The 21,645-nt window shown below is 33.9% G+C and carries 21 protein-coding genes; 18 read left to right on the forward strand and 3 right to left on the reverse strand.

The window, feature by feature from the left end; translation table 11 throughout:
• The 10 genes from ACN0QX_RS00755 to hisIE all read left to right on the forward strand — a co-directional run bounded on the left by ACN0QX_RS00755 (window position 1) and on the right by hisIE (window position 10,202).
• Window positions 1-2,031, forward strand: a complete 2,031-nt coding sequence (locus ACN0QX_RS00755; RefSeq protein ID WP_417195061.1) for a VWA domain-containing protein — start codon at window positions 1-3, stop codon at window positions 2,029-2,031.
• A gap of 10 nt (window positions 2,032-2,041) precedes the next feature.
• Window positions 2,042-2,857, forward strand: a complete 816-nt coding sequence (locus ACN0QX_RS00760; RefSeq protein WP_248399540.1) for a prohibitin family protein — start codon at window positions 2,042-2,044, stop codon at window positions 2,855-2,857.
• Window positions 2,858-3,144: 287 nt separating this feature from the next.
• On the forward strand, window positions 3,145-4,002 hold the full coding sequence (gene hisG / locus ACN0QX_RS00765) for an ATP phosphoribosyltransferase (protein WP_417195062.1): 858 nt from the start codon (window positions 3,145-3,147) through the stop codon (window positions 4,000-4,002).
• Window positions 3,999-5,285: a histidinol dehydrogenase gene (gene hisD / locus ACN0QX_RS00770; RefSeq protein ID WP_417195063.1), complete on the forward strand. Its 1,287-nt coding sequence runs from the start codon at window positions 3,999-4,001 to the stop codon at window positions 5,283-5,285. The genes hisG and hisD overlap by 4 nt, the downstream gene beginning before the upstream one ends.
• Window positions 5,282-6,319: a histidinol-phosphate transaminase gene (gene hisC, locus ACN0QX_RS00775; RefSeq protein ID WP_248399546.1), complete on the forward strand. Its 1,038-nt coding sequence runs from the start codon at window positions 5,282-5,284 to the stop codon at window positions 6,317-6,319. The genes hisD and hisC overlap by 4 nt, the downstream gene beginning before the upstream one ends.
• Window positions 6,316-7,449 (forward strand): bifunctional histidinol-phosphatase/imidazoleglycerol-phosphate dehydratase HisB, encoded by a 1,134-nt coding sequence (gene hisB, locus ACN0QX_RS00780; RefSeq protein ID WP_417195064.1) that lies wholly within the window; start codon window positions 6,316-6,318, stop codon window positions 7,447-7,449. The genes hisC and hisB overlap by 4 nt, the downstream gene beginning before the upstream one ends.
• Window positions 7,449-8,030 (forward strand): imidazole glycerol phosphate synthase subunit HisH, encoded by a 582-nt coding sequence (gene hisH / locus ACN0QX_RS00785; protein ID WP_417195065.1) that lies wholly within the window; start codon window positions 7,449-7,451, stop codon window positions 8,028-8,030. The genes hisB and hisH overlap by 1 nt, the downstream gene beginning before the upstream one ends.
• Before the next feature lie 65 nt (window positions 8,031-8,095).
• Window positions 8,096-8,842, forward strand: a complete 747-nt coding sequence (gene hisA, locus ACN0QX_RS00790) for a 1-(5-phosphoribosyl)-5-[(5-phosphoribosylamino)methylideneamino]imidazole-4-carboxamide isomerase (protein WP_376859719.1) — start codon at window positions 8,096-8,098, stop codon at window positions 8,840-8,842.
• Between the two features lie 5 nt (window positions 8,843-8,847).
• Window positions 8,848-9,606 (forward strand): imidazole glycerol phosphate synthase subunit HisF, encoded by a 759-nt coding sequence (gene hisF / locus ACN0QX_RS00795; RefSeq protein ID WP_417195067.1) that lies wholly within the window; start codon window positions 8,848-8,850, stop codon window positions 9,604-9,606.
• The gene (gene hisIE, locus ACN0QX_RS00800) at window positions 9,603-10,202 is read left to right on the forward strand and encodes a bifunctional phosphoribosyl-AMP cyclohydrolase/phosphoribosyl-ATP diphosphatase HisIE (protein ID WP_417195068.1); all 600 of its coding nucleotides are present in this window, start codon (window positions 9,603-9,605) and stop codon (window positions 10,200-10,202) included. The genes hisF and hisIE overlap by 4 nt, the downstream gene beginning before the upstream one ends.
• Before the next feature lies 1 nt (window position 10,203).
• Here hisIE and ACN0QX_RS00805 read toward each other — a convergent pair whose 3' ends face one another.
• Window positions 10,204-10,635 (reverse strand): hypothetical protein, encoded by a 432-nt coding sequence (locus ACN0QX_RS00805; protein WP_417195069.1) that lies wholly within the window; start codon window positions 10,633-10,635, stop codon window positions 10,204-10,206.
• A 98-nt stretch (window positions 10,636-10,733) separates the two neighbouring features.
• Here ACN0QX_RS00805 and ACN0QX_RS00810 point away from each other — a divergent pair, with 98 nt between their 5' ends.
• The 4 genes from ACN0QX_RS00810 to ACN0QX_RS00825 all read left to right on the forward strand — a co-directional run bounded on the left by ACN0QX_RS00810 (window position 10,734) and on the right by ACN0QX_RS00825 (window position 14,030).
• Window positions 10,734-11,540, forward strand: a complete 807-nt coding sequence (locus tag ACN0QX_RS00810) for a tRNA pseudouridine synthase A (protein WP_417195070.1) — start codon at window positions 10,734-10,736, stop codon at window positions 11,538-11,540.
• Between the two features lie 194 nt (window positions 11,541-11,734).
• The gene (locus ACN0QX_RS00815) at window positions 11,735-12,658 is read left to right on the forward strand and encodes a mechanosensitive ion channel family protein (RefSeq protein WP_417195071.1); all 924 of its coding nucleotides are present in this window, start codon (window positions 11,735-11,737) and stop codon (window positions 12,656-12,658) included.
• Between the two features lie 73 nt (window positions 12,659-12,731).
• The gene (locus ACN0QX_RS00820) at window positions 12,732-13,280 is read left to right on the forward strand and encodes a hypothetical protein (RefSeq protein ID WP_248399583.1); all 549 of its coding nucleotides are present in this window, start codon (window positions 12,732-12,734) and stop codon (window positions 13,278-13,280) included.
• A 75-nt stretch (window positions 13,281-13,355) separates the two neighbouring features.
• Window positions 13,356-14,030 carry a DUF2461 domain-containing protein gene (locus ACN0QX_RS00825; protein ID WP_417195072.1) on the forward strand — a complete coding sequence of 225 codons (675 nt, stop codon included), beginning with the start codon at window positions 13,356-13,358 and terminating at the stop codon, window positions 14,028-14,030.
• On the opposite strand, the gene ACN0QX_RS00830 is transcribed toward ACN0QX_RS00825, so the two are convergent.
• Together ACN0QX_RS00830 and ACN0QX_RS00835 are read right to left on the reverse strand one after the other, a co-directional pair.
• Window positions 14,023-14,469, reverse strand: a complete 447-nt coding sequence (locus ACN0QX_RS00830; protein ID WP_417195074.1) for a transcription elongation factor — start codon at window positions 14,467-14,469, stop codon at window positions 14,023-14,025. The genes ACN0QX_RS00825 and ACN0QX_RS00830 overlap by 8 nt on opposite strands.
• Before the next feature lie 2 nt (window positions 14,470-14,471).
• Entirely contained in the window at window positions 14,472-14,873 is a 402-nt protein-coding gene (locus tag ACN0QX_RS00835; protein ID WP_417195075.1) for a glyoxalase, read from the reverse strand.
• A 186-nt stretch (window positions 14,874-15,059) separates the two neighbouring features.
• Here ACN0QX_RS00835 and ACN0QX_RS00840 point away from each other — a divergent pair, with 186 nt between their 5' ends.
• From ACN0QX_RS00840 to ACN0QX_RS00855, 4 genes are all read left to right on the forward strand, one after another.
• Entirely contained in the window at window positions 15,060-15,446 is a 387-nt protein-coding gene (locus ACN0QX_RS00840; RefSeq protein ID WP_248399591.1) for an acyl-CoA thioesterase, read from the forward strand.
• Between the two features lie 77 nt (window positions 15,447-15,523).
• Window positions 15,524-15,892, forward strand: a complete 369-nt coding sequence (locus ACN0QX_RS00845; RefSeq protein ID WP_248399593.1) for a hypothetical protein — start codon at window positions 15,524-15,526, stop codon at window positions 15,890-15,892.
• A gap of 176 nt (window positions 15,893-16,068) precedes the next feature.
• Complete coding sequence (locus ACN0QX_RS00850) at window positions 16,069-16,710, forward strand: hypothetical protein (protein WP_417195076.1); 642 nt, start codon at window positions 16,069-16,071, stop codon at window positions 16,708-16,710.
• Between the two features lie 111 nt (window positions 16,711-16,821).
• Window positions 16,822-21,615, forward strand: coding sequence for a T9SS type B sorting domain-containing protein (locus ACN0QX_RS00855; protein ID WP_417195077.1), 4,794 nt, complete (start codon window positions 16,822-16,824; stop codon window positions 21,613-21,615).
• Window positions 21,616-21,645: the final 30 nt, after the last annotated feature.

The following is a 21,645-nucleotide window of genomic DNA, read 5'->3' on the forward strand; positions in this document are numbered from 1 at the left end:
ATGACAAACTTAACCATAATATACATTATCCTATCTGGAATTATAGCGCTATTATTAGCGCTTTTTCAGTATGTGTATAAGTCAAAACGGACGCGGACTAATAGTATTTTGGCGGGTTTGCGGTTTGTTACTATTTTTTCAATACTACTGCTATTGGTTAATCCGAAGTTAGATTCGGAAACCTTTTATAATGAAAAGCCAAATTTGGTTGTTGCTATCGATAATTCTAATTCTATAGCGTTTTTGAATCAATCGGATAGTGTGCAACAAATTATCGGCGCTATAAAAAATAATACAGGTTTAAACGAAAAATTCAATATCGATTTCTATGCATTTAGTGATGATATTTCACGTAATGATTCATTAGAATTTAACACCAAACAGACTAATATTTCAAAAGCCATTAAAGGACTTGAAACTATTTATAAAAACACGGTTTCGCCAACCATTTTAATAACAGATGGAAACCAAACTTTTGGTGCAGATTACGAATACACGGCTAAAAGCTACAAGCAGCCTATTTATCCAATTATTGTAGGTGATACAACTTCCCACGTGGATTTAAAAATTACACAACTGAATGTAAATAAATACGCATTTTATAAAAATAAATTTCCCATAGAAGTTATCCTGGTTTATAATGGTGATGAACCAATAACATCCGAATTTAAAATTACCACGGGATCTACAACTCTTTATTCAGAAAACATTTCCTTTAGTAAAACCAATAACTCTAAAATTATCCAAACCACGTTAACAGCTAATCAGATTGGTGTTTTTGCATATCAAGCATCTATTCAAGCTATTTTAAACGAAAAAAATACGGTTAACAATAGTAAGAATTTTGCAATTGAAGTTATTGATGAACAAACCAATATTGCCATCGTAAGCGATATTTTGCATCCAGATTTAGGTGCGCTTAAAAAAAGTATTGAAAGCAACGAACAACGAACGGTAAGTATTCTAAAACCCACCGCTTACTTAACAAAAATGGATGAATTTCAATTAGCCATTCTATATCAACCAAATGTGCGATTCCAAGCCGTTTTCAATAAGTTGAATTCTGATAATCGGAATCGGTTTGTTATTTCAGGATCCCAAACCAATTGGCAATTTTTAAATAGTGTTAGCGCTGATTATCAACATGATCTGGTCTCACAATCGGAAAATTATCTGGCTGTAATTAACCCGAATTATTCGGAGTTTATAATACCAGATGTTGCTTTTGAAACCTTTCCACCTTTAAAAGGTGCTTTTGGAAACCTCAATATGAAAGTGCCTTTTCAAACATTGTTATATAAACAGATAGGAAGTGTTTCTACAGACAAACCTTTATTAGTTAGTTTTGAAAACCAAAATAGGCGAGAAGCTATTCTTTTAGGTGAGAATATTTGGAAATGGCGTGCGCAAAGTTATTTAAACAATACGGATTTCAAGAGTTTTGATGATTTTACAGGCAAAATGGTACAATATCTAGCATCTGAAAAACGCAGAGAGCGCTTGAGTCTGTCTTATCAATCGTTTTATGATGGTAATACCAACGTCGTTTTTCAAGCACAATATTTTAATAAAAATTATGAATTTGATAATCGCGAAACACTTTCAATAAAAGTAACTGATGAAACATCAAATAAAAGTAAAACCATTCCTTTGGTACTCAAAAACAATAATTATGAGGCCGATTTAAGTAGTCTGCCAGCTGCAAATTATAAGTTTACGGTTACGGCAAATACGAGTAATATATCTAAATCCGGATCATTTAAGATATTAGATTATAACATTGAACAACAATTTACAAATGCCAATGTAGCAAAATTAATGCAAGTTGCTAATGCTAAAGACGCTACAGTATATTTTAAAGATCAGTTAGCAGATTTGAGCGCGAATTTATTGGCAGATAAACGCTATGCAACAATTGAAAAAAGTACTAAAAAAACCGTATCTTTGATTGACTGGAAATACCTTTTAGGACTAGTAATTTTAGCCCTTTCGGCTGAATGGTTTTATCGGAAGTATAAAGGTTTAATTTAAATAAAAAACTATGGAAAAATTACCGAAAATTGGATTACCTATTATTGTAGTACTTGTTATTTTAATCGTTTTAGTTGCCAAATCGGCTGTCACTATTGGTTCTGGTGAAGCGGGTGTGCTTTATAAAACTTTTGATGATGGTGTGGTTACTGATGAACCACCTTTAGGTGAAGGGTTTCATATTGTAGCGCCTTGGAATAAGGTTTTTGTATATGAAGTACGTCAACAAGAACTTGTAGAGCGTATGAATGTACTATCGTCAAACGGTTTAGATATTAAATTAGAAGCTTCTATCTGGTTTCAACCAGCTTATGAAAGTTTAGGTAAATTGCACCAAGAAAAAAGTGAAATGTATAAGGAGCGTGTGCTTTTACCAGCCATTCGTTCTGCAGCAAGATCGGTTGTAGGTCGTTACACACCAGAGCAATTATATTCTAGCAAGCGTGATGCTATTCAACAAGAAATTTTTGAAGAAACTCAAAAAATTGTTAAGGATCAATACATCCAATTAAATGAAATTTTAGTGCGTGACGTAACCTTACCCGCTACAATTAAAGATGCTATTGAACGTAAATTAAAACAAGAACAAGAGTCTTTAGAATACGAATTTAGATTGGTTACTGCTGCAAAAGAAGCTGAAAAACGTATTATTGATGCCCAAGGTAAAGCGGATGCCAACAGAATTTTAAGTGCTTCACTTAATGAGAAAATTTTACAAGATAAAGGTATTGAGGCAACTGTTAAGCTATCAGAATCACCTAATAGTAAGGTTATTGTAATAGGTTCAGGAGATTCGGGATTACCAATTATTTTAGGAAATCAATAATTAATTTAAAATTAAAACGAAGTTTGTTAGGTTTTATAAAATAATTTTACAAACCTTTGTTCAAACAAAAAAAGACATGAGTTTTATTCAATTTCATCATCATCATTTTCATACGTGCACTCAAGCAGGCTGAAAATGTATTGAATAAAATCAACATATTAAAAAACCCGTTTGAGTATCTCAAGCGGGTTTTTGCATTTTAATCCTTTCGGATTTCTTCTCGTTCTGGTTTACTCAAACATCATTCAAGTTTAACTTAAAAAAAGCTCACATACGTGATAGATGTTATGAGAAAATTAAAAATTGCTGTTCAAAAATCGGGTCGCTTACATGACGATTCCATGAAAATCCTGAAAGAAGTCGGTATTTCAATTGATAATGGTCGGGATCAATTAAAGGCATCTGCCAAAAATTTCCCTTTGGAAGTCTTCTACCTCCGAAATGGTGATATTCCACAATACCTTGTTGATGGTGTTGTTGATGCCGCTATTATTGGCGAAAACATACTAATTGAAAATGGAAATAATATTTCTATAGTTGAAAAATTAGGATTTTCATCCTGTCGTGTATCAGTAGCCATCCCAAAATCAGAAACCTATTCTGGAATTCAGGATTTAAACGGTAAACGTATTGCCACATCCTACCCAAATACGGTGACTACTTTCCTAAAAAATAACAATTTGGAAGCTCAACTTCACATCATTAATGGTTCTGTTGAAATTGCGCCTAATATTGGATTAGCAGACGCTATTGTGGATATTGTTTCTAGCGGTAGTACCTTATTTAAAAACAATTTGCAAGAGGTTGAAGTGTTACTTCAGTCCGAAGCCGTTTTGGCCGTTTCTCCAAAAATTCATGAAGAGGAACTAGATGTTTTGAATAAACTACAATTCCGATTGCAATCAGTTCTAAAAGCTAGAAAATCGCGTTATGTCTTGCTTAATGCCCCGAATGAAAAGCTAGAAAAAATTATTCAAATTTTACCGGGTGTAAAAAGTCCAACGGTGTTGCCATTGGCAGAATCAGGATGGAGCTCCCTACATTCCGTGATTGATAAAAATGATTTTTGGGAAATAATAGACGAATTAAAAATAGCTGGAGCCGAAGGAATTTTGGTATGTCCAATTGAAAATATGGTATTATGATAGTAGTAGAAAACCCACAAAATAAGGTTTGGAAGGACTTATTAAAACGTCCAACAGCTTCAGTAGCTGATATTGAAACAACCGTAACTGAAATATTTAAAGATATCCAACAACAAGGTGATGCCGCTGTTTTAAAGTACACCGATATTTTTGATGGTGTAAAACTTTCCAAGCTGTTGGTTTCACCTGAAGAAATTCAGAACGCCAAAATGAAAGTTGGTACCGAATTAAAGGAAGCCATTTTATTAGCTAAACGAAATATTACACGTTTTCACCAGGCACAACAAACAGAAAAAATTGAAATTGAAACCGAAACGGGTGTTTTGTGTTGGCAGGAAAAACGAGCTATTCAAAAAATAGGATTATATATTCCAGGCGGTACAGCACCTTTATTTTCAACAGTCTTAATGTTAGCTGTTCCTGCAAAAATAGCTGGTTGTGAAGAAATAGTTTTGTGTTCGCCTCCCAATAAATCGGGACAAATTGCTGATGAAATTCTCTTTGCAGCGGATTTATGTGGTGTAACTAAAATTTACAAAGTTGGTGGTATTCAGGCTATTGCAGCTATGACCTTTGGTACGGAAACGATACAACCTGTTTATAAAATTTTTGGACCAGGGAATCAGTTCGTAACCGTAGCTAAACAATTAGCAACTAAATTTGGTGTGGCCATAGATATGCCAGCTGGCCCCAGTGAATTACTGGTTGTTGCGGATGAATCAGCTGTTCCTAAATATGTGGCTGCTGATTTGTTAAGTCAAGCTGAACATGGTTCGGACAGTCAAGTGGTTTTAGTCTCAACATCTACAACGCTAATTAATGACGTCATGAAGGAAATTTCGATACAAATGGCACAATTACCGCGAAAGTCTATAACGGAAAAAGCAATGACAAACTCTAAAGCCATAATATTTTCTAGTAATCAGGACGCCCTGAGTTTTATTAATGCCTATGCGCCAGAACACTTTATTATTTGTACCGAAAACGATGCGTTTTTTGTGGATGGCATTCAAAATGCTGGTTCTGTTTTTATTGGGAATTATACGCCAGAGAGTGCTGGCGATTATGCATCTGGAACCAATCACACCTTACCAACAAACGGTTTTAGTAAATCCTATTCTGGTGTAAATTTAGACAGTTTCACTAAAGCAATTACCTTTCAAAAAATTACAAAAACAGGAATCAAAAACATAGGAAATGCTATTGAAATTATGGCAGAAGCCGAAGGTTTGCAAGCCCACAAAAATGCCGTATCCATCCGTTTAAAAGACTTGCAATCATGAACATTCAAAATTTAATAAGACCCAGTATCCTCAAGCTGAAACCCTATGCATCAGCTCGCGATGAATTTAAGGATTTTGAAAAAAGCATGACCTTTTTAGACGCAAATGAAAACCCCTTTGAAACAGGTTTAAACCGCTATCCAGATCCGCAACAGTCTGCTTTAAAATGGCGATTGTCAACTATTAAAAAGTGCAATCCCAATCAATTATTATTAGGAAATGGAAGTGATGAAGTTTTAGATTTAATTTTTAGAACCTTTTGCGAACCAGGAAAAGACAATGTAATCTTGTTGCCACCAACATACGGTATGTATGAAGTTTTGGCGAATTTAAATAATATAGAAACCATTAAAATTCCCTTACAAACGGATTTTCAACCGAACGTTTCTGATATTTTAAAGACATCGAATTCAAATAGTAAAATACTATTTCTTTGTTCGCCAAACAATCCAACAGCCAACAGTTTTAAAGCAGAATCTATGGAAATATTACTTCAAAAATTTAAAGGTATCGTTGTAATTGATGAAGCATATATAGATTTTTCTGAACAGGAAAGTTGGAGCAGTAGGTTAGCTGAATTTCCAAACCTCATTGTGATTCAAACACTTTCAAAAGCTTATGGTCTAGCTGGAATTCGTTTAGGAATGGGGATGGCTTCGCCTGAAATTATAAATGTTTTAAACCGCATTAAACCACCTTATAATATCAATCAGTTAACGCAAAACACGGCTTTAAATAAATTAGAAAATTTAGAACTAGTAACCAATCAAATTAAACTGATTAAGGATGAACGTATCCGTGTGCTTTCAGCAATACAAAACATTAATTTCGTTAAGAAAAGATATCCAAGTGATGCTAATTTTATTTTAGTTCAAGTAGATGATGCTAACAAACGTTACCAACAATTAATAGAAAATGAGCTGGTTGTTCGCAATAGAACGAAAGAGCCGCTATGTGAAAACTGCTTGCGTTTTACCATTGGAACACCTAATGAAAACACCAAATTATTAACCGTTTTAAAGTCACTAATATGAAGAGAGTTTTATTTATAGATCGCGATGGCACCTTAATAAAAGAGCCGCAAGATGAGCAAATTGATGGTTTTGACAAACTGGAATTTTATCCACAGGTGTTTCAATATTTAGGCAGAATTGCGAAAGAATTAGATTTTGAATTGGTTTTAATTACCAATCAAGATGGCCTTGGAACCAATGCATTTCCTGAAAACACATTTTGGCCAGTTCATAAATTAATAATGGAAACGTTTAAAAATGAAGGTATAATTTTCAAAGAAGAATTCATTGATAGAACCTTTGCCAAGGACAATGTACCCACCCGGAAACCAAATACAGGCTTGCTTACCAAATATTTTTCAGAAGATTATGATTTGGCAAATTCTTATGTTATTGGCGACCGGTTAACGGATATAGAATTGGCTAAAAATTTAAACGCAAAAGGGATTTTAATTAATGGTCAAGCTAATTTAGGAGCAAATGAAATTTCACTGAAAGTGGACGCTTTACAGCCTTTTATCGCATTAGAAACGGATAATTGGGAAGCCATTTATACGTTATTGAAAGCAAAAGAACGAACTGGTTCTATTGAAAGGAATACCAATGAAACGGCAATAAAAATTGATTTAAATATAGATGGTACAGGAAAAAGCTCCATTCAAACCGGAATTGCATTTTTCGATCACATGTTAGAGCAAATAGCTAGACATGGTCAATTGGATTTAAATATTCAGGTTGAAGGCGATTTAGAAGTAGATGAACATCACACCATTGAAGATACGGCCATTGCCTTGGGTGAATTATTTCAAACGGTTTTAGGGAGTAAATTAGGAATAGAACGCTATGGTTTTTGTATTCCAATGGACGATTGTTTAGCACAAGTTGCTATTGATTTTGGTGGACGAAATTGGCTCGTTTGGGAAGCGGATTTTAATCGTGAAATGATTGGTAAAATGCCAACCGAAATGTTCATGCATTTCTTTAAATCCTTTACAGATGGCGCAAAATGCAACTTAAATATAAAAGCCGAAGGAACCAATGAACACCATAAAATTGAGGCTATTTTTAAAGCGTTTGCAAAAGCCATAAAGATGGCTGTAAAACGAGATGTTACAAAAATGATTTTACCAACCACAAAAGGCCTTTTATAATGAATGTTGTAATTATTGATTATGGAGTGGGAAACATTAAAAGCATTCAATTTGCTTTTGAACGACTGGGAATAACAGCTGTTTTAAGCCAAGATGTGCAAACCATTTTAGCAGCGGATAAAGTTATTTTACCGGGTGTTGGAGAAGCGGGTTCGGCTATGAAAAAACTGAAAGACACACAATTAGATGTGCTTATACCCAAACTTAAGCAACCTGTTTTAGGGATATGTTTAGGCATGCAGCTGATGTGCAATTATTCAGAAGAAGGAAACACCAAAGGATTACAAATATTTGATACAGAGGTAAAACGCTTTTCAAATGCTGTAAAAGTCCCACAAATGGGATGGAATACCATTACAAACTTGAAATCAATGCTATTTGAGACCCTAAAAGAGAATGAATACATGTACCTTGTTCATAGTTATTATGCCGAAAACTGTTTGGAAGCCATAGCATTAACGGAATACGATATAGCCTATGCCTCTGCCTTAAAAAAAGATAATTTTTACGGTGTTCAATTTCATCCAGAAAAAAGCAGTTTGGCCGGAGAACAACTATTAAAAAACTTTTTGGCATTGTAATTTGAGTAGGCCTTCAAAGAATTATAAAATTGGCGTTTAAAAGTCAGATTGAAAAAAATAAAATTATGAGAATTATACCAGCAATAGATATTATAGGTGGAAAGTGCGTCCGACTCACCAAGGGTGATTATGATACAAAAAAAATTTATAACGAAAACCCATTAGAAGTCGCCAAACAGTTTGAAGATTCCGGGATTGAATACTTGCACTTGGTGGATTTAGATGGCGCCAAAGCGAGTCACGTTGTAAATTATCGCGTTTTAGAATTATTAGCGTCAAAAACAAGCTTAAAAATCGACTTTGGAGGTGGATTAAAAACTGACGACGATTTACATGTCGCTTTTAATTCGGGCGCACGGCAAATTACAGGAGGCAGTATTGCCGTAAAGAATTCGGATACATTTACAGGCTGGCTAGAAACCTACGGATCGGAAAAAATAATACTAGGCGCCGATTGTTACCCTAATGAAACAGGTGGAACAATTGCTGTTAGTGGATGGCAGGAACGGAGTAATCAGGAGGTCATTCCGTTTGTAAAAAGCTATCAAAAAAAGGGCATTCGCTATGTAATTTGTACAGATATTTCAAAAGATGGTATGTTAGAAGGTCCAGCCTTAAATCTTTATAAAAACATGTTGGAAGCTTGCACGAATAGCAGTGCGCGACAATCTATTAAACTAATTGCGTCGGGAGGTGTTTCTAATATAGATGACGTCATCGCCTTAAAAGCATTGGGTTGTGAGGGTGTCATTATTGGAAAAGCACTTTATGAAAACAAAATTCAACTCAAAGATTTAGCACGTTATATTTAGAAATTATGCTTACAAAACGAATCATTCCATGCTTGGATATTAAAAACGGACGCACCGTAAAAGGCATTAATTTTGTCGATTTAAAAGATGCTGGTGATCCCGTAGCTCTGGCAAAAAAATATGCGCAAACGGGTGCTGATGAACTCGTATTTTTAGATATTTCAGCGACATTAGAAGGTCGGAAAACACTAATTGATATGGTATTACAAGTTGCCAAGGAGGTGAACATACCTTTCACCGTGGGAGGTGGAGTAAGTTCCGTTGAAGATGTGGACTTGCTATTACAATCCGGAGCTGATAAAGTAGCCGTAAATTCTGCAGCTATTAAACGACCTGAATTAATTAAAGAATTATCTGATAAATTTGGAAGTCAATGTGTCGTTGTTGCCATAGATGCCAAACAAATTAAAGGCGAATGGAAAGTCCATTTAGCAGGCGGAACCATTCCAACCGATTTGGATTTATTTACATGGGCAAAAACCGTAGAACGTCTTGGTGCAGGAGAAATTCTTTTCACATCCATGGATCATGATGGTACCAACAATGGCTTTGCAAATAACGCATTAGCACGTTTATCCTCTGAATTACATATTCCTATTATAGCGTCTGGTGGTGCCGGAACGACAGCCCATTTTGTAGACACTTTTCAAAAAGGGCTTGCTGATGCAGCTTTAGCAGCTAGTGTGTTTCATTTTGAAACTATCGATATTTTAGAATTAAAAAAAGAATTACAACAAAATAATATACCCATTCGCTTATCATGATAATTAATTTTAATAAATACGAAAACGGATTAGTACCAGCAATCATTCAAGATTATACTACCAAAACAGTATTAATGCTGGGTTATATGAATCAGGAAGCATTCAATAAAACTCAAAAAACAAAACGCGTTACATTTTTCAGTCGCTCAAAAAATCGGTTATGGACTAAAGGTGAGAGTAGCGGTAATTTTCTAGAAGTTCAAGAAATTCAGGTGGACTGTGATCAAGATGCTTTATTAGTTTCCGTAAAACCAGAAGGATCAACTTGTCATACAGGATCGGATACCTGTTGGAACGAAAACAATGAATTTAATTTTGGTTTTCTTTCAGAATTGGAGCGTGTTATTACAGATAGAAAAGCTAATCAAAATGAAGACACGTCCTATGTGGCATCACTTTTTAAAGGTGGTATTAATAAAATAGCACAAAAAGTAGGAGAGGAGGCAATTGAAGTTGTTATAGAAGCAAAAGATGAAAACGACTCTTTGTTTCTCAACGAAAGTGCCGATTTGTTATTTCATTATCTTATTCTGCTGCAAGCAAAAGGATTTACTTTGAAAGATGTAGAGGCTATTTTAAAAGCACGTCAAAAATAAATCAAGAAATCCAGCCTTTAGCAATAGCTGATTTTGAAAACATAATTAAGTAAACGCCAATTACTAAAACCATAATAGGCATTATTAGAGCTCCTGGTCCATATACTTCCATATTATTACTGATGAAGAAATTATGTGACATTTGAATAATAATGCCTATTAATGAAATTAAAAACACGATTCTCGCCCATTTTTTGCGAAGCAGTAACCCTATGGCTCCAAATGTTCCACCAAATACAGCTATGGCAAAAGCTGCGGTAACCCAAGCTGGTAAATCTGCGTATAGAGTTTGTTCAGCTTCAGGTAATTTTTGCAGCGCATCTTCTGTCATAAATGCTTGTGTTAAATAAGCTGAAACACCCATTAAATTCCAAATTAATGCAACGATGCTGATAATCCAAAAGGATTTAGGTGGTTTTTGTATTTTGGACATAATCGAGGTTTGATTGGTTAATATGTTAAACAAGATAAGAATAATTTGTAAACCATGATTAAAATAGTAATTTTCGGAACTCTTAAAAAAACTCCGAAGTGTTCGAAAAACGCCACTATTACTTAATTACTTGTCAATATTTAGGTTATCGATTTCATGGTTGGCAAAAGCAACCACAATTAAAAACGGTACACCTAATGATTGATAAAACGTTGAATTTTATTTTGGAAGGGAAACGGTTTAAAACCTTGGGGTCCGGTAGGACAGATGCTATGGTTTCAGCTAACGAGGCCGCCTTTGAGTTGTTTATTTATCATGAAATAGAAGATTTAGATGCTTTTCTTAAACTCTTCAACCACAATTTACCGCAAGATATTAGAGCTTTAAATATAACAAAGGTGGATGCCGATTTTAATGTGATTCAAGATTCCAAGGTTAAAGAATACCTGTATGTTTTTGCTCATGGCAATAAGTTTCATCCGTTTTGCGCGCCTGTAATTACAACTATTTTAGATCCATTGGATATAGAACAGATGAAAGCCGGGGCTATACTATTTGAAGGCGAACATTATTTTAAATCCTATTGCTATAAGCCCACTGATAATGGTATTTATAACCGGGAGATTTTGACATGTGAGATTGTTGAAAACACCATGTTTACGGCAAACTTCTTTCCTGAGCAATCCTTTATTCTCCGGGTTAAAGGAAAGGGTTTTATGCGCAATCAAATCCGCCTTATGATGGGCGCTTTGATCGAGTTGGGTAGAGGGGAGAAATCCCTAGAAGATATTACGGAAAGTTTAAAACCTAATAATCACATAGCAGTTCATTATATCGCGCCAGCTTCTGGATTAATCCTTAATAAAATCGAATTTGAAACACTAAAAGATGCGACAAAGGTTTAATTTTTTAATGATGTAATTTGACTTTGTATCATTGATAGAGCTAATAATATTTTTGATAACGCCAAGCTAAATCTCCGTTTAAGCGTAAATTTGAATTCCAAAGTGGTGGAGAACTAATAGCTCAAAAAACGGATGAGCGTCAAAATATCAGAATTTAATAATAACGCCATTTTAAGGAAAACGCAGCAAAACAAATGGATGAACAATTTTCAGAAGCTTTAGATAACTTATATGATAAATTAGAAGGATGGTTTAATGCAATCATTGAAAATATCCCTAATTTTGGTTTGGCGATACTTGTTATATTTGCCTCATACTTTTTGGCTAAATACATTAATAAGTTTACATACCGCTTAGTATCAAAACAAGTTAGGCAAGATTCTGTTAGCAGAATGGTAGCTAAAATGGCGGCTGTTGTAATTGTTTTGATTGGTTTGTTCCTATCTTTAGGAATCTTAAATTTAAGTAAAGCATTAACATCTGTTTTGGCAACAGCAGGTGTTGCAGGTTTAGCTATTGGTTTAGCGTTGCAAAACACCCTATCTAATACAGTTGCAGGTATTGTGTTATCTTTTAGAGAGAAAATACAAATTGGTAATTGGATAGAAACCAATGGATTTTCTGGGGAAGTTTTAGATATTAATCTGAAAAATTTTGTCATGAAAGAAGCCGATAATAATGTGGTTATTTTACCTAATAAAATCATTTTAGAAAACCCATTAAAAAACTACTCATTAACGGATAAAATGCGAATTTTTATCAACTGTGGTGTTGGTTACGAATCTGATTTAGAACAGGTAATGCAACTAACCAAAGAAACCATTGCCAATGCTTTTGATCAAGTTGAAAAAGCGGACGATGTAGAATTTTTTTATACGGAATTTGGTGACAGCTCCATAAACTATTTATGTCGTTTTTGGGTAGAAGCCGTAAACAAAAAACAGGAATTGGAAGCACAAACCATAGCCATGATTGCCATTAAGAAAGCTTATGATGCAGAAGGCATAAATATTCCTTTCCCAATTAGGACTTTGGAATTTAATAATAAATTAGGACTGCAAAAAGAAAATCAAGAAACAATAAAACAAGAATCTTCAAAAGATGATACAACGAAATAGTTGAAAACATTATTTGAAGTATTATAAAACTATTTAAAATTTTAAAATGAGTATTAATTTAAAATCAAACAACATGAAAAAGCTAGTATACATAGGCGTATTCCTTATTTCGGGAATCGTATTTGCACAGGAAAAATCAAGAGATAAAATGTCTACAACAGAAACTAAAACTGTAACGGTAGATGATGGACAGAAAGTTACTCAAAAGAAAGTTAAAGTAACCACAACAGAAGAAGGTGAAGTAAAGCTGTCTGAAGGAGATGCCAACAAAGTAAACCAAGAACGCATTGTAAATGGAACTGATAAAAAAGTTACGCAAACAATTGAAATTGATAATGATATGGATCCCTTTTACGACTCTAAAATGGAAACTGTAAATTATCAAAAAGACGGGACGGATTATAAATTTGTTAAAACCTCAAATGGATTTGATGTTTCTTCAATAAAGCCAGACATGGAATATGGACGCGCTATAAAAAATGTGGAGTCTAAAAAATATGAATTTAAAACATCTGATTTTTCAGGCGTTGGATATTTTGATAGTGAAGGAAATTTTGTTCTAGAATATTATGATAAGGACACCAAAGAATACGTTACTAAGAAATTTATGAGTTTAAAATAATAGTAACCTTATAAAATAAATGAAAGACTGTCAGTTTATGACAGTCTTTTTTTATAATTTTAAAATAAAAACAATATGGTACCAATTGATAAGCGCATATTCCCTTTTTTAAAGAAATTAGAAGAAAATAACAACAGGGAATGGTTTACAGAAAATAAAACGGAATTTAAATCGATTGAAAGTGCCGTTAAAAAGTCTGTTAAATCCTTATTTGAAGCCATGAAGGTTCATGATGATATAGATCAGTTTAAGATATTCCGTATTTATCGCGATGTGCGGTTTTCTAAAAACAAACTTCCATACAAAACACATTTTGCAGGATCATTTAAGCGTCGTAAGCCCGAATTACGAGGTGGCTATTATTTACATATTTCCCCAAATAACAAATCGTTTATTGCCGTTGGTTTTTGGGATCCTAATAAAGAAGATTTACTCCGAATTCGAAAAGAGTTTGAAATGGATGCCTCGGAAATGCGCGATATCATGACTGCCGAATCCTTTAAATCCGTTTGGGGAGATCTGGAAGGTGATGAATTAATTTCAGCGCCAAGAAATTTCGATAAGGCGCATCCAAATATTGATTTAATAAGAAAGAAGCAATACATATTCACAAGAAAATTCAGTGATACTGACGTGTTAGAACCCAATTTTTTAGAGGTGGTAAACGCTTCTTTTAAAGCAGTAAAACCCTTTTTTAATTATATGAGTGATGTACTCACTACCAATTTAAATGGTGAGCGTATTATTTAATCTCTAAAATTTTATGGGTAATATTATTAAACGTCACCGTATCGCCAATAACTTTGCCTTTTAATAATTGACCAATAGGAGATAGGAGTGAAATACCAAAATAGGATTGATTTTCGGTTTCTAAAACACCTATACTAATACTTATAAAAAAAGTATTCTGTGTGGTTTTTACAATACTTCTTAAAGAAACAGTATCAGAATTCTTTTTAGGATTAATTAATTTTAAGGTGTCTAAAGTTTTGGTAGCATCCGTTAAGTGTTGGGCGTTCTTTTCCAAATCATTAAATAACTTGCCGTTTCCTGAATCATCCTCCATATCATTACTTTTGTCATTGGCTTCAATAGATTCTTTTATGGTTTCTATTTCATCTTTATAACTAGCAATACGTTTATTTACATAGCTAAAACAAGCTTGTAAAAGTGCTTCTTTTTCATTCATAGTTAAGCCAACTGTGTTTCGAATAATTGAATGTTGCTTATTAATCGTTCTTTAACAATATTCATCATGCGTTTGTTTAATGCAGAAGAATTGGTAATGTAATAATGATACTCATCAACTGTAAATTGACCAATAATAATTCCTTTTAAAGCGTTTCTAAATTTGATATCTTTTTGAATGGCATTTTCAATATAGTCCAGTTGCTTTTCTATAGAGAAATCATAAAAAATACCTTTGTGTTTATTGGCGTAATTTTTAAAAACTTCAATTAATAAATCGTTTTGAAATTTAATAACAGGCCTTAGCGTGGTATTCTGAAAACGCTCATCAAGACTCATGGCATCATGGAATTTAGCTGATGGAATTTCAGGTCTACAGGTTAAAAGTTGTTCAGATCTATTCATGACATAAGTTTTAATAAATGTAAGAATTCTATGAGCCCTAAAAGCTTTTACTATAACGGAATATCAACAGCTTTATTAACAAATAAAAAAATACTATAGTGCAATAACATGTTTATGTACTTTTTATAAACTTAAAATTTGAATTACCTGTATCTTTGATTGTAGAACTAAATAGAAATATAAAATATGAGATTTCATTCACGAAAATGGGTTAAACCAGAAGATTTAAATCCAAATGGCACTTTATTTGGAGGTCGTTTATTAGCTTGGATAGATGAAGAAGCCGCCTTATACACGGTTGTACAGTTAGAAAACCCTAAAATAGTAACCAAATATATTTCGGAAATTAATTTTATGAGTTCTGCCAAACAAGGTGATATTGTAGAAGTAGGTATGCAGGTAACTAAATTTGGAACTAGTTCCATTACTTTAAAATGTGAAGCCCGAAATAAAATGACACGCGAAACCATTTTGACCGTAGATAATATTATTATGGTTAATCTTGGAGATGATGGAAAACCTAAACCACATGGCAAAACGCAAATAGAATTTGTTAAAGACCGTTTAAGTTAAGTTGTTTTAGGTTAATAAAATTGTAAAAGACTTGACATGAGTGGTTTAGTTTTGTAAATTATAGTAAAATTTAAATTATGAAAACACTTACTGTATTACTGACTTTTTTTATATCCATAAATTTGTGGGCACAAGATCCCCTCTTGCAGAAAAATAATCCAGCTTTGGATAAGCAGGCCAAAGAATTAACCCAAACGTATAGTAAAGAATTAGCACTGAATGGTGAACAAATTGGCATGTTTGAAAATAAGGTAGAAGAATTCTTAATTCGCAAAGAAAAAATTGAAAGAGAATTTGAAGGTCGTGAAAAATTGAACATGTTATATACCTTGCAAACAAGAGAAATAGCTGAAATGGATAATATATTAACCCGGCCACAATTGGAACTCTATAAAAAAATTAGACCAACCATTCAACCCTTGGAGCAATTGGAAGAGGATAAATAGTAGGTTTTCCAATTCGTTATAAGTATATCCGCCAAGAATTATTGTTTTTTATCGATAAAAATGTACGTTAATAAGAAACAAAATCCATTCAACGTAAATATTTTACGTTCATAAGATTTTTTATAGGCAAAGCAGTATAGTTGCTTAATTTTGAAGTAATTATCAATTGTTGTCTTATGAAAAATCTATTAACAAGCCTGCTTTTTATAGGTGCTATCGGTGTTATTTATGCTCAAAATTCAGTGCAAAAAACAAAATATTGTGACCATGTATCTAAACTTATAAAAAACCAAAACCCATTTTATGCTTATGATGAGGAAACTCTAAAAAGTGAAGCATCAATGGTGGATTACCAAACACAATCTCATAAACTTAAAATTACTGGAACGGTTTATCAAACCGATGGCGTTACACCAGCTCCAAATGTTATTATATTCATTCAACAAGCCGATGAAAACGGCGAATACGCCGTGGTGTCCAATTCTAAAATTACCCATGTTAAAAACAGGTTATGGGTTAAAACAGATGAAAATGGGCAATACACAATTAACACGTTTATTCCAGGTTCCACAACAAAGCCGTTAATTTATCCGCATGAATTGCAACCCATGCATATCCATGCCATGATTAAGGAACCAGGGAAACCTGAATATGCTATGCATAGGATGTTATTCGATATCGACCCTTTAATTACGAAGTCCTGCAGAAAGCGCCTAAAACGAAAAAACATTGATAGTATTTTAGCCTTAAAAACAGAAGGCGATGTACAAATAGCTACTAAAAATATTGTTTTGGAATCACAAAGTGAAAGTCTGTAATATTATATAAAATGCTATAATTAGTTGAAAAGCATGGCGTTTTAACATTTAAATTAAAAGGTTTTGTCGTATTTTGCATAGTCCAAACTATCAATAATCAAAACCTAACGAATGAGGCTACTTTACTTATTCTTACTTTTCGGAATTTTTTGTACCACGATTTTTTCGCAAACTACCGCTATTCCTGACCCTAATTTTGAACAGGTTTTAATAGATCAAGGAATTGATACCAACGGTTTAAATGGAAACATATTAGATTCAGATGCCCAAGTAGTTACAATTTTAGACCTAGGAATAAATGGTATTGTTGATATTACCGGAATTAATGCTTTTATAAATATTACAGATTTAGATTTAGGAACAAATCAAATTGCCGATATTAATCTATCTACTTTAACCCAACTTATCACATTAAGATCGGAAGATAATGATGCTTTAACAACATTAAACGTTACACAAAACACACTTTTAGAATATGTATTTCTTGCTAGTAGGCCTTCTTTGCCTGGAATTCCACCAATAACCGTAATGGATTTTTCCCAAAACAGTAATATTATCTCCATTGAAATACGGTGGTTTAATAATGTGTCAGATTTTATTACGCCTGTAACCAACACCTTAACGCATGTAAATATTCGTGCTTTAGGGGACGCAACTTTAGATTTTTCGTTGTTAGATAATTTGGAAGATCTACAAATACGTGGAAGTTCTATTGCAACAAACATCACACTTCCCAATGTGTTCACCAATTTAACGTACTTAAATATTACGAGTATTAATATTCCAACTATTGATATTTCAGATTATATAAACTTAGAAGCTATTTACTTTTGGGGAACCTATGTGGAGAATTTAATTTTACCCAACTCTACGACCTTAACGGATATTTTCATCATTCTTCATAATATTCAGATTCCGATGGATTTCTCCATCATGCCAAATTTAACGGATATTGATATTACATTAAATCAAACAACACCCTTGGTTGTTGATGTAACTCAAAATTATCTATTAGAAGATTTGGATTTAGCCAATAATGATATGACATCTCTGGATGTGACTCAAAATGCAGTTTTAAGAAATTTGGATATCAGTCGGAATAATTTAACGTCTCTTGATTTAACCCAAAATTTAGAGCTATATAGATTAGATGCTTATGAAAATCAGTTGCCTAGCATTGATTTAACTCAAAATATCATTTTAGAATATTTAAATTTAAGACAAAACCTAATACCTATTTTAGATGTAACACAAAACATAATAATTAGATCTATAAATATTGCCAATAATTTGTTTACAGGTACGGGTTTAGATTTAACTCAAAACCCTACACTAGCTTCGTTTGTGGCTTCTTTTAATCAAATAGAATCCTTGGATATTAGTCAAAATGCTAATTTGAGTTATTTAGTTTTGGATAATAATCTATTTTCGGGAACGGATATTATGGATCAATTTTATACCATTCGTTTAAATGCTGGTGGGATTTATGGAGGTTCTTTAATATTGAGTCATAATTTATTGTCGGGACAAATACCGGACTTTGCTTCATTAATAGCTATGAGGTTAGGACAACCAATTGGATTTAATTTAGCTTTTGATAATAACTATTTTGAATTTGGTCATTTTGAAAATCAACATGCTGATTTAGTGCTGTATGATAACACATTTGGTCCACCTCCGCATTGGAACACCATTCCAAATATTCGCGATTATTTTTATGCACCACAAGCTAAAGTGGATGTAACTGAAACCATAAATGCCAATGCGGGAGATGCTGTAACCTTAACAACAGCATGCGCTGGTAACCAAAATCATTATACCTGGTTTAAAAATGGCGTAGCTATTCCTGACGCTCCCGATTCTCCAACTTATACTATTCCGGCTGTTACTAGTTGTGATGAGGCTGTATATCATTCGGAAATCTTGAGTGATTTGGTACCATTTGAAAACGCAAGTCCGGCCGGAACTGGAGGAAAAAACTTGTTGCTAATTAGAAACGATATCACCTTAAATATTACATCACCTACAGAAGATTGTGTTAATCTTATTTCACCTGCACCTGGAAGTACAGCCATACCTATTAACGAAACACTTACGTGGTCGGACAATTTAGGCGCATGTGGTTATTTTATTAGTATAGGAACAACGTCAGGCGGAACAGACATTTTGGATAATGAAGATGTTGGAGATGTGAATAGCTTTAATTTAGGTACAGATTTTCCATTAAACACGGTCATTTATGTTACTATAACACCATATTTTTATAGTGGAACGACTTTAACCTGTACGGAAGTTAGTTTTACAACAGCGGCAACTGCAAGTCCTACAGTTTGTACACTATTAAATGCACCAACTGCAGATGAATTACATGTGCCCTTAATAGCCAATGTTTCTTGGGACTCAAGTCCATATGCAACGGGTTATATTATTTCCATGGGAACAACGCCGGGAGGAATAGATATTGCCGATACCATTGACGTTGGTAATGTTACGTCCTATAATCCACCAATGAATTTGCCTGAATCTACAATAATTTATGTAACCATATCACCATATAATAGTTTGGGAATTATTTCAGGTTGTACTGAAGAAAGCTTTACCACGGAAGGGTTTTATCCGCCTTGTACTAATTTAATTGCGCCGTTGAATGCGGATACAAATGTTGCTATTTCATCTGATATATCTTGGAATCCAATTTCTGAAGCAACGGGTTATATTTTAACTGTAGGAACCACATCTGGCGGAATTGATATTGTTGATAATTTAGATGTCAATAATATGACAACTTATAATTTTCCTGCGGATTTACCTTATGGAACCCAAATTTTCGTGTCAGTTACGCCTTACAATTCAGCAGGAAACGCTTTGGGTTGTACCGAAGAAACATTTACAACAGAAATTATTCCACCAATGTGTACTGCATTAACAATGCCATTAAATGGGGAAACGAATGTGTTATTATCTTCTAATATTTCTTGGAATGCCATACCTACTGCAACAGGCTATATATTGACGGTAGGAACCACATCTGGTGGAATAGATATTGCCGATAATCTAGATGTAAGCAATGTAACGTCTTACAATTTCCCAACCGACTTACCCGAAAACTCCCAAATTTTTGTAACTATTACACCTTATAATTCCGTTGGAAACGCGACCGGTTGTGTAGAAGAAAGTTTTACCACAGAATTATTGCCGCCAATCTGTACACAATTAACAACACCAGTAAATGGAAGCACAGTGGTTCCTGTTGCAGCAGATTTGTTTTGGAACGCATCACCAACCGCCACGGGTTACATTTTATCTGTTGGAACCGCATCGGGCGGAACAGATATTGTAGATAATCTAGATGTGAATAATGTTACAACTTATAATTTACCAACAGATTTGCCTGCGGAAACAACTATTTTCGTTACTGTTTCACCATATAATTCATCAGGTACCAATTCAACCTGTTTTGAAGTGAGTTTCATAACCGAATTGCCTTTACCAACGTGTATTAATGTTGTTTTTCCTCTGTATCAAGCTACAAACGTTCCTGTTAATACTAATATTTCGTGGGCTGCTAGTGATTTTGCCACGGGATACACCATTAGTTTAGGAACAACAACAGGAGCAACGGATATTCTTAATATAACCGATGTAGGGAATGTAACCACTTACAGTCCGCTAGTTGATTTACCTAGTAACACTACTATTTTTGTAACCATTGGCGCGTATAATGGCACAGGAAGTACTGTTTGCGGTGATGATCAATTTACTACAGAAGATTTAAGTGTAAATTGTGTGTCATTAACAACCCCACTAAATAATGCTACAAATGTGTCCTTATTAACAAATCTAACATGGAATCCCGATGTTCATGCAGAAGGTTATATGTTGACGGTTGGCTCATCGCCTGGTGGAACTGATATAGCAAATAATTTGGATGTTGGGAATGTTACCACTTATACTTTTCCAGCCGAACTGCCACAAAACCAACAAATATTTGTCACCATTCAACCTTATAATTTTATAGGAATTGCAACCGGATGTGCGGAAGAACGTTTTTTAACGGAATTACTAATACCAGATTGTACAAGTTTAAATTCACCCCAAAATAATGAAATTCAAGTGCCAATTAACACAACACTTTCTTGGTTGCCAACAGATAATACAACTGGATATATAATTTCTGCGGGAACCTCACCATTTGGCGCGGAATTACTAAATAATGTGGATGTGGGTAATTCAACAAGTTATAATTTCAATTCAGATTTGCCTAGTAATACCATAATCTATGTTGTTATAACACCTTACAATGAAGCAGGACCGGCTACGAGTTGTAACGAGGTGTCTTTTACTACCGAAGAAGTTATTCCATTATGTACGGAATTAATTATGCCATATTCAGGCGAAATAGATGTTTTAGAAAATTCAAGCATATCCTGGGTCGCCGTTAATAATGCAACGGGTTATGTTTTAAATATTGGAACGGCTTCTGGCGTAGCTAATTTAGTTTCCACTGAAGATGTTGGAAACACCACAACCTATAATCCAACAACTAATTGGCCAGAAGGAGAAACCATTTACATTTCCATTGCGCCTTATAATAATGTTGGAGTAGGTATTGCTTGTAATGAACAATCATTTACTATTATAAACCGCGATATTATTACACCAGCATTTTTTACACCAAATGGAGATGGTCAGAATGATGTTTGGCGGGTTGCCGATTTGCAAAACGAAATAAAACAGATTACTATTTTTGATCGTTATGGAAAATTAATTAAGCAACTTCATAATAGGTCTGCAGGTTGGGATGGTACATTTAGAGGGATTGAACAACCAACCAGTGACTATTGGTTTCTCATGGAATTACATTCTGGCGAACAACGACGTGGCCATTTCACATTAAAACGCTAAAATCCAACATATAATACTTTAACAAATACT

Source organism: Bizionia sp., from assembly GCF_048259285.1.
Taxonomy (GTDB): Bacteria; Bacteroidota; Bacteroidia; order Flavobacteriales; family Flavobacteriaceae; genus Algorimicrobium; species Algorimicrobium hallyeonense.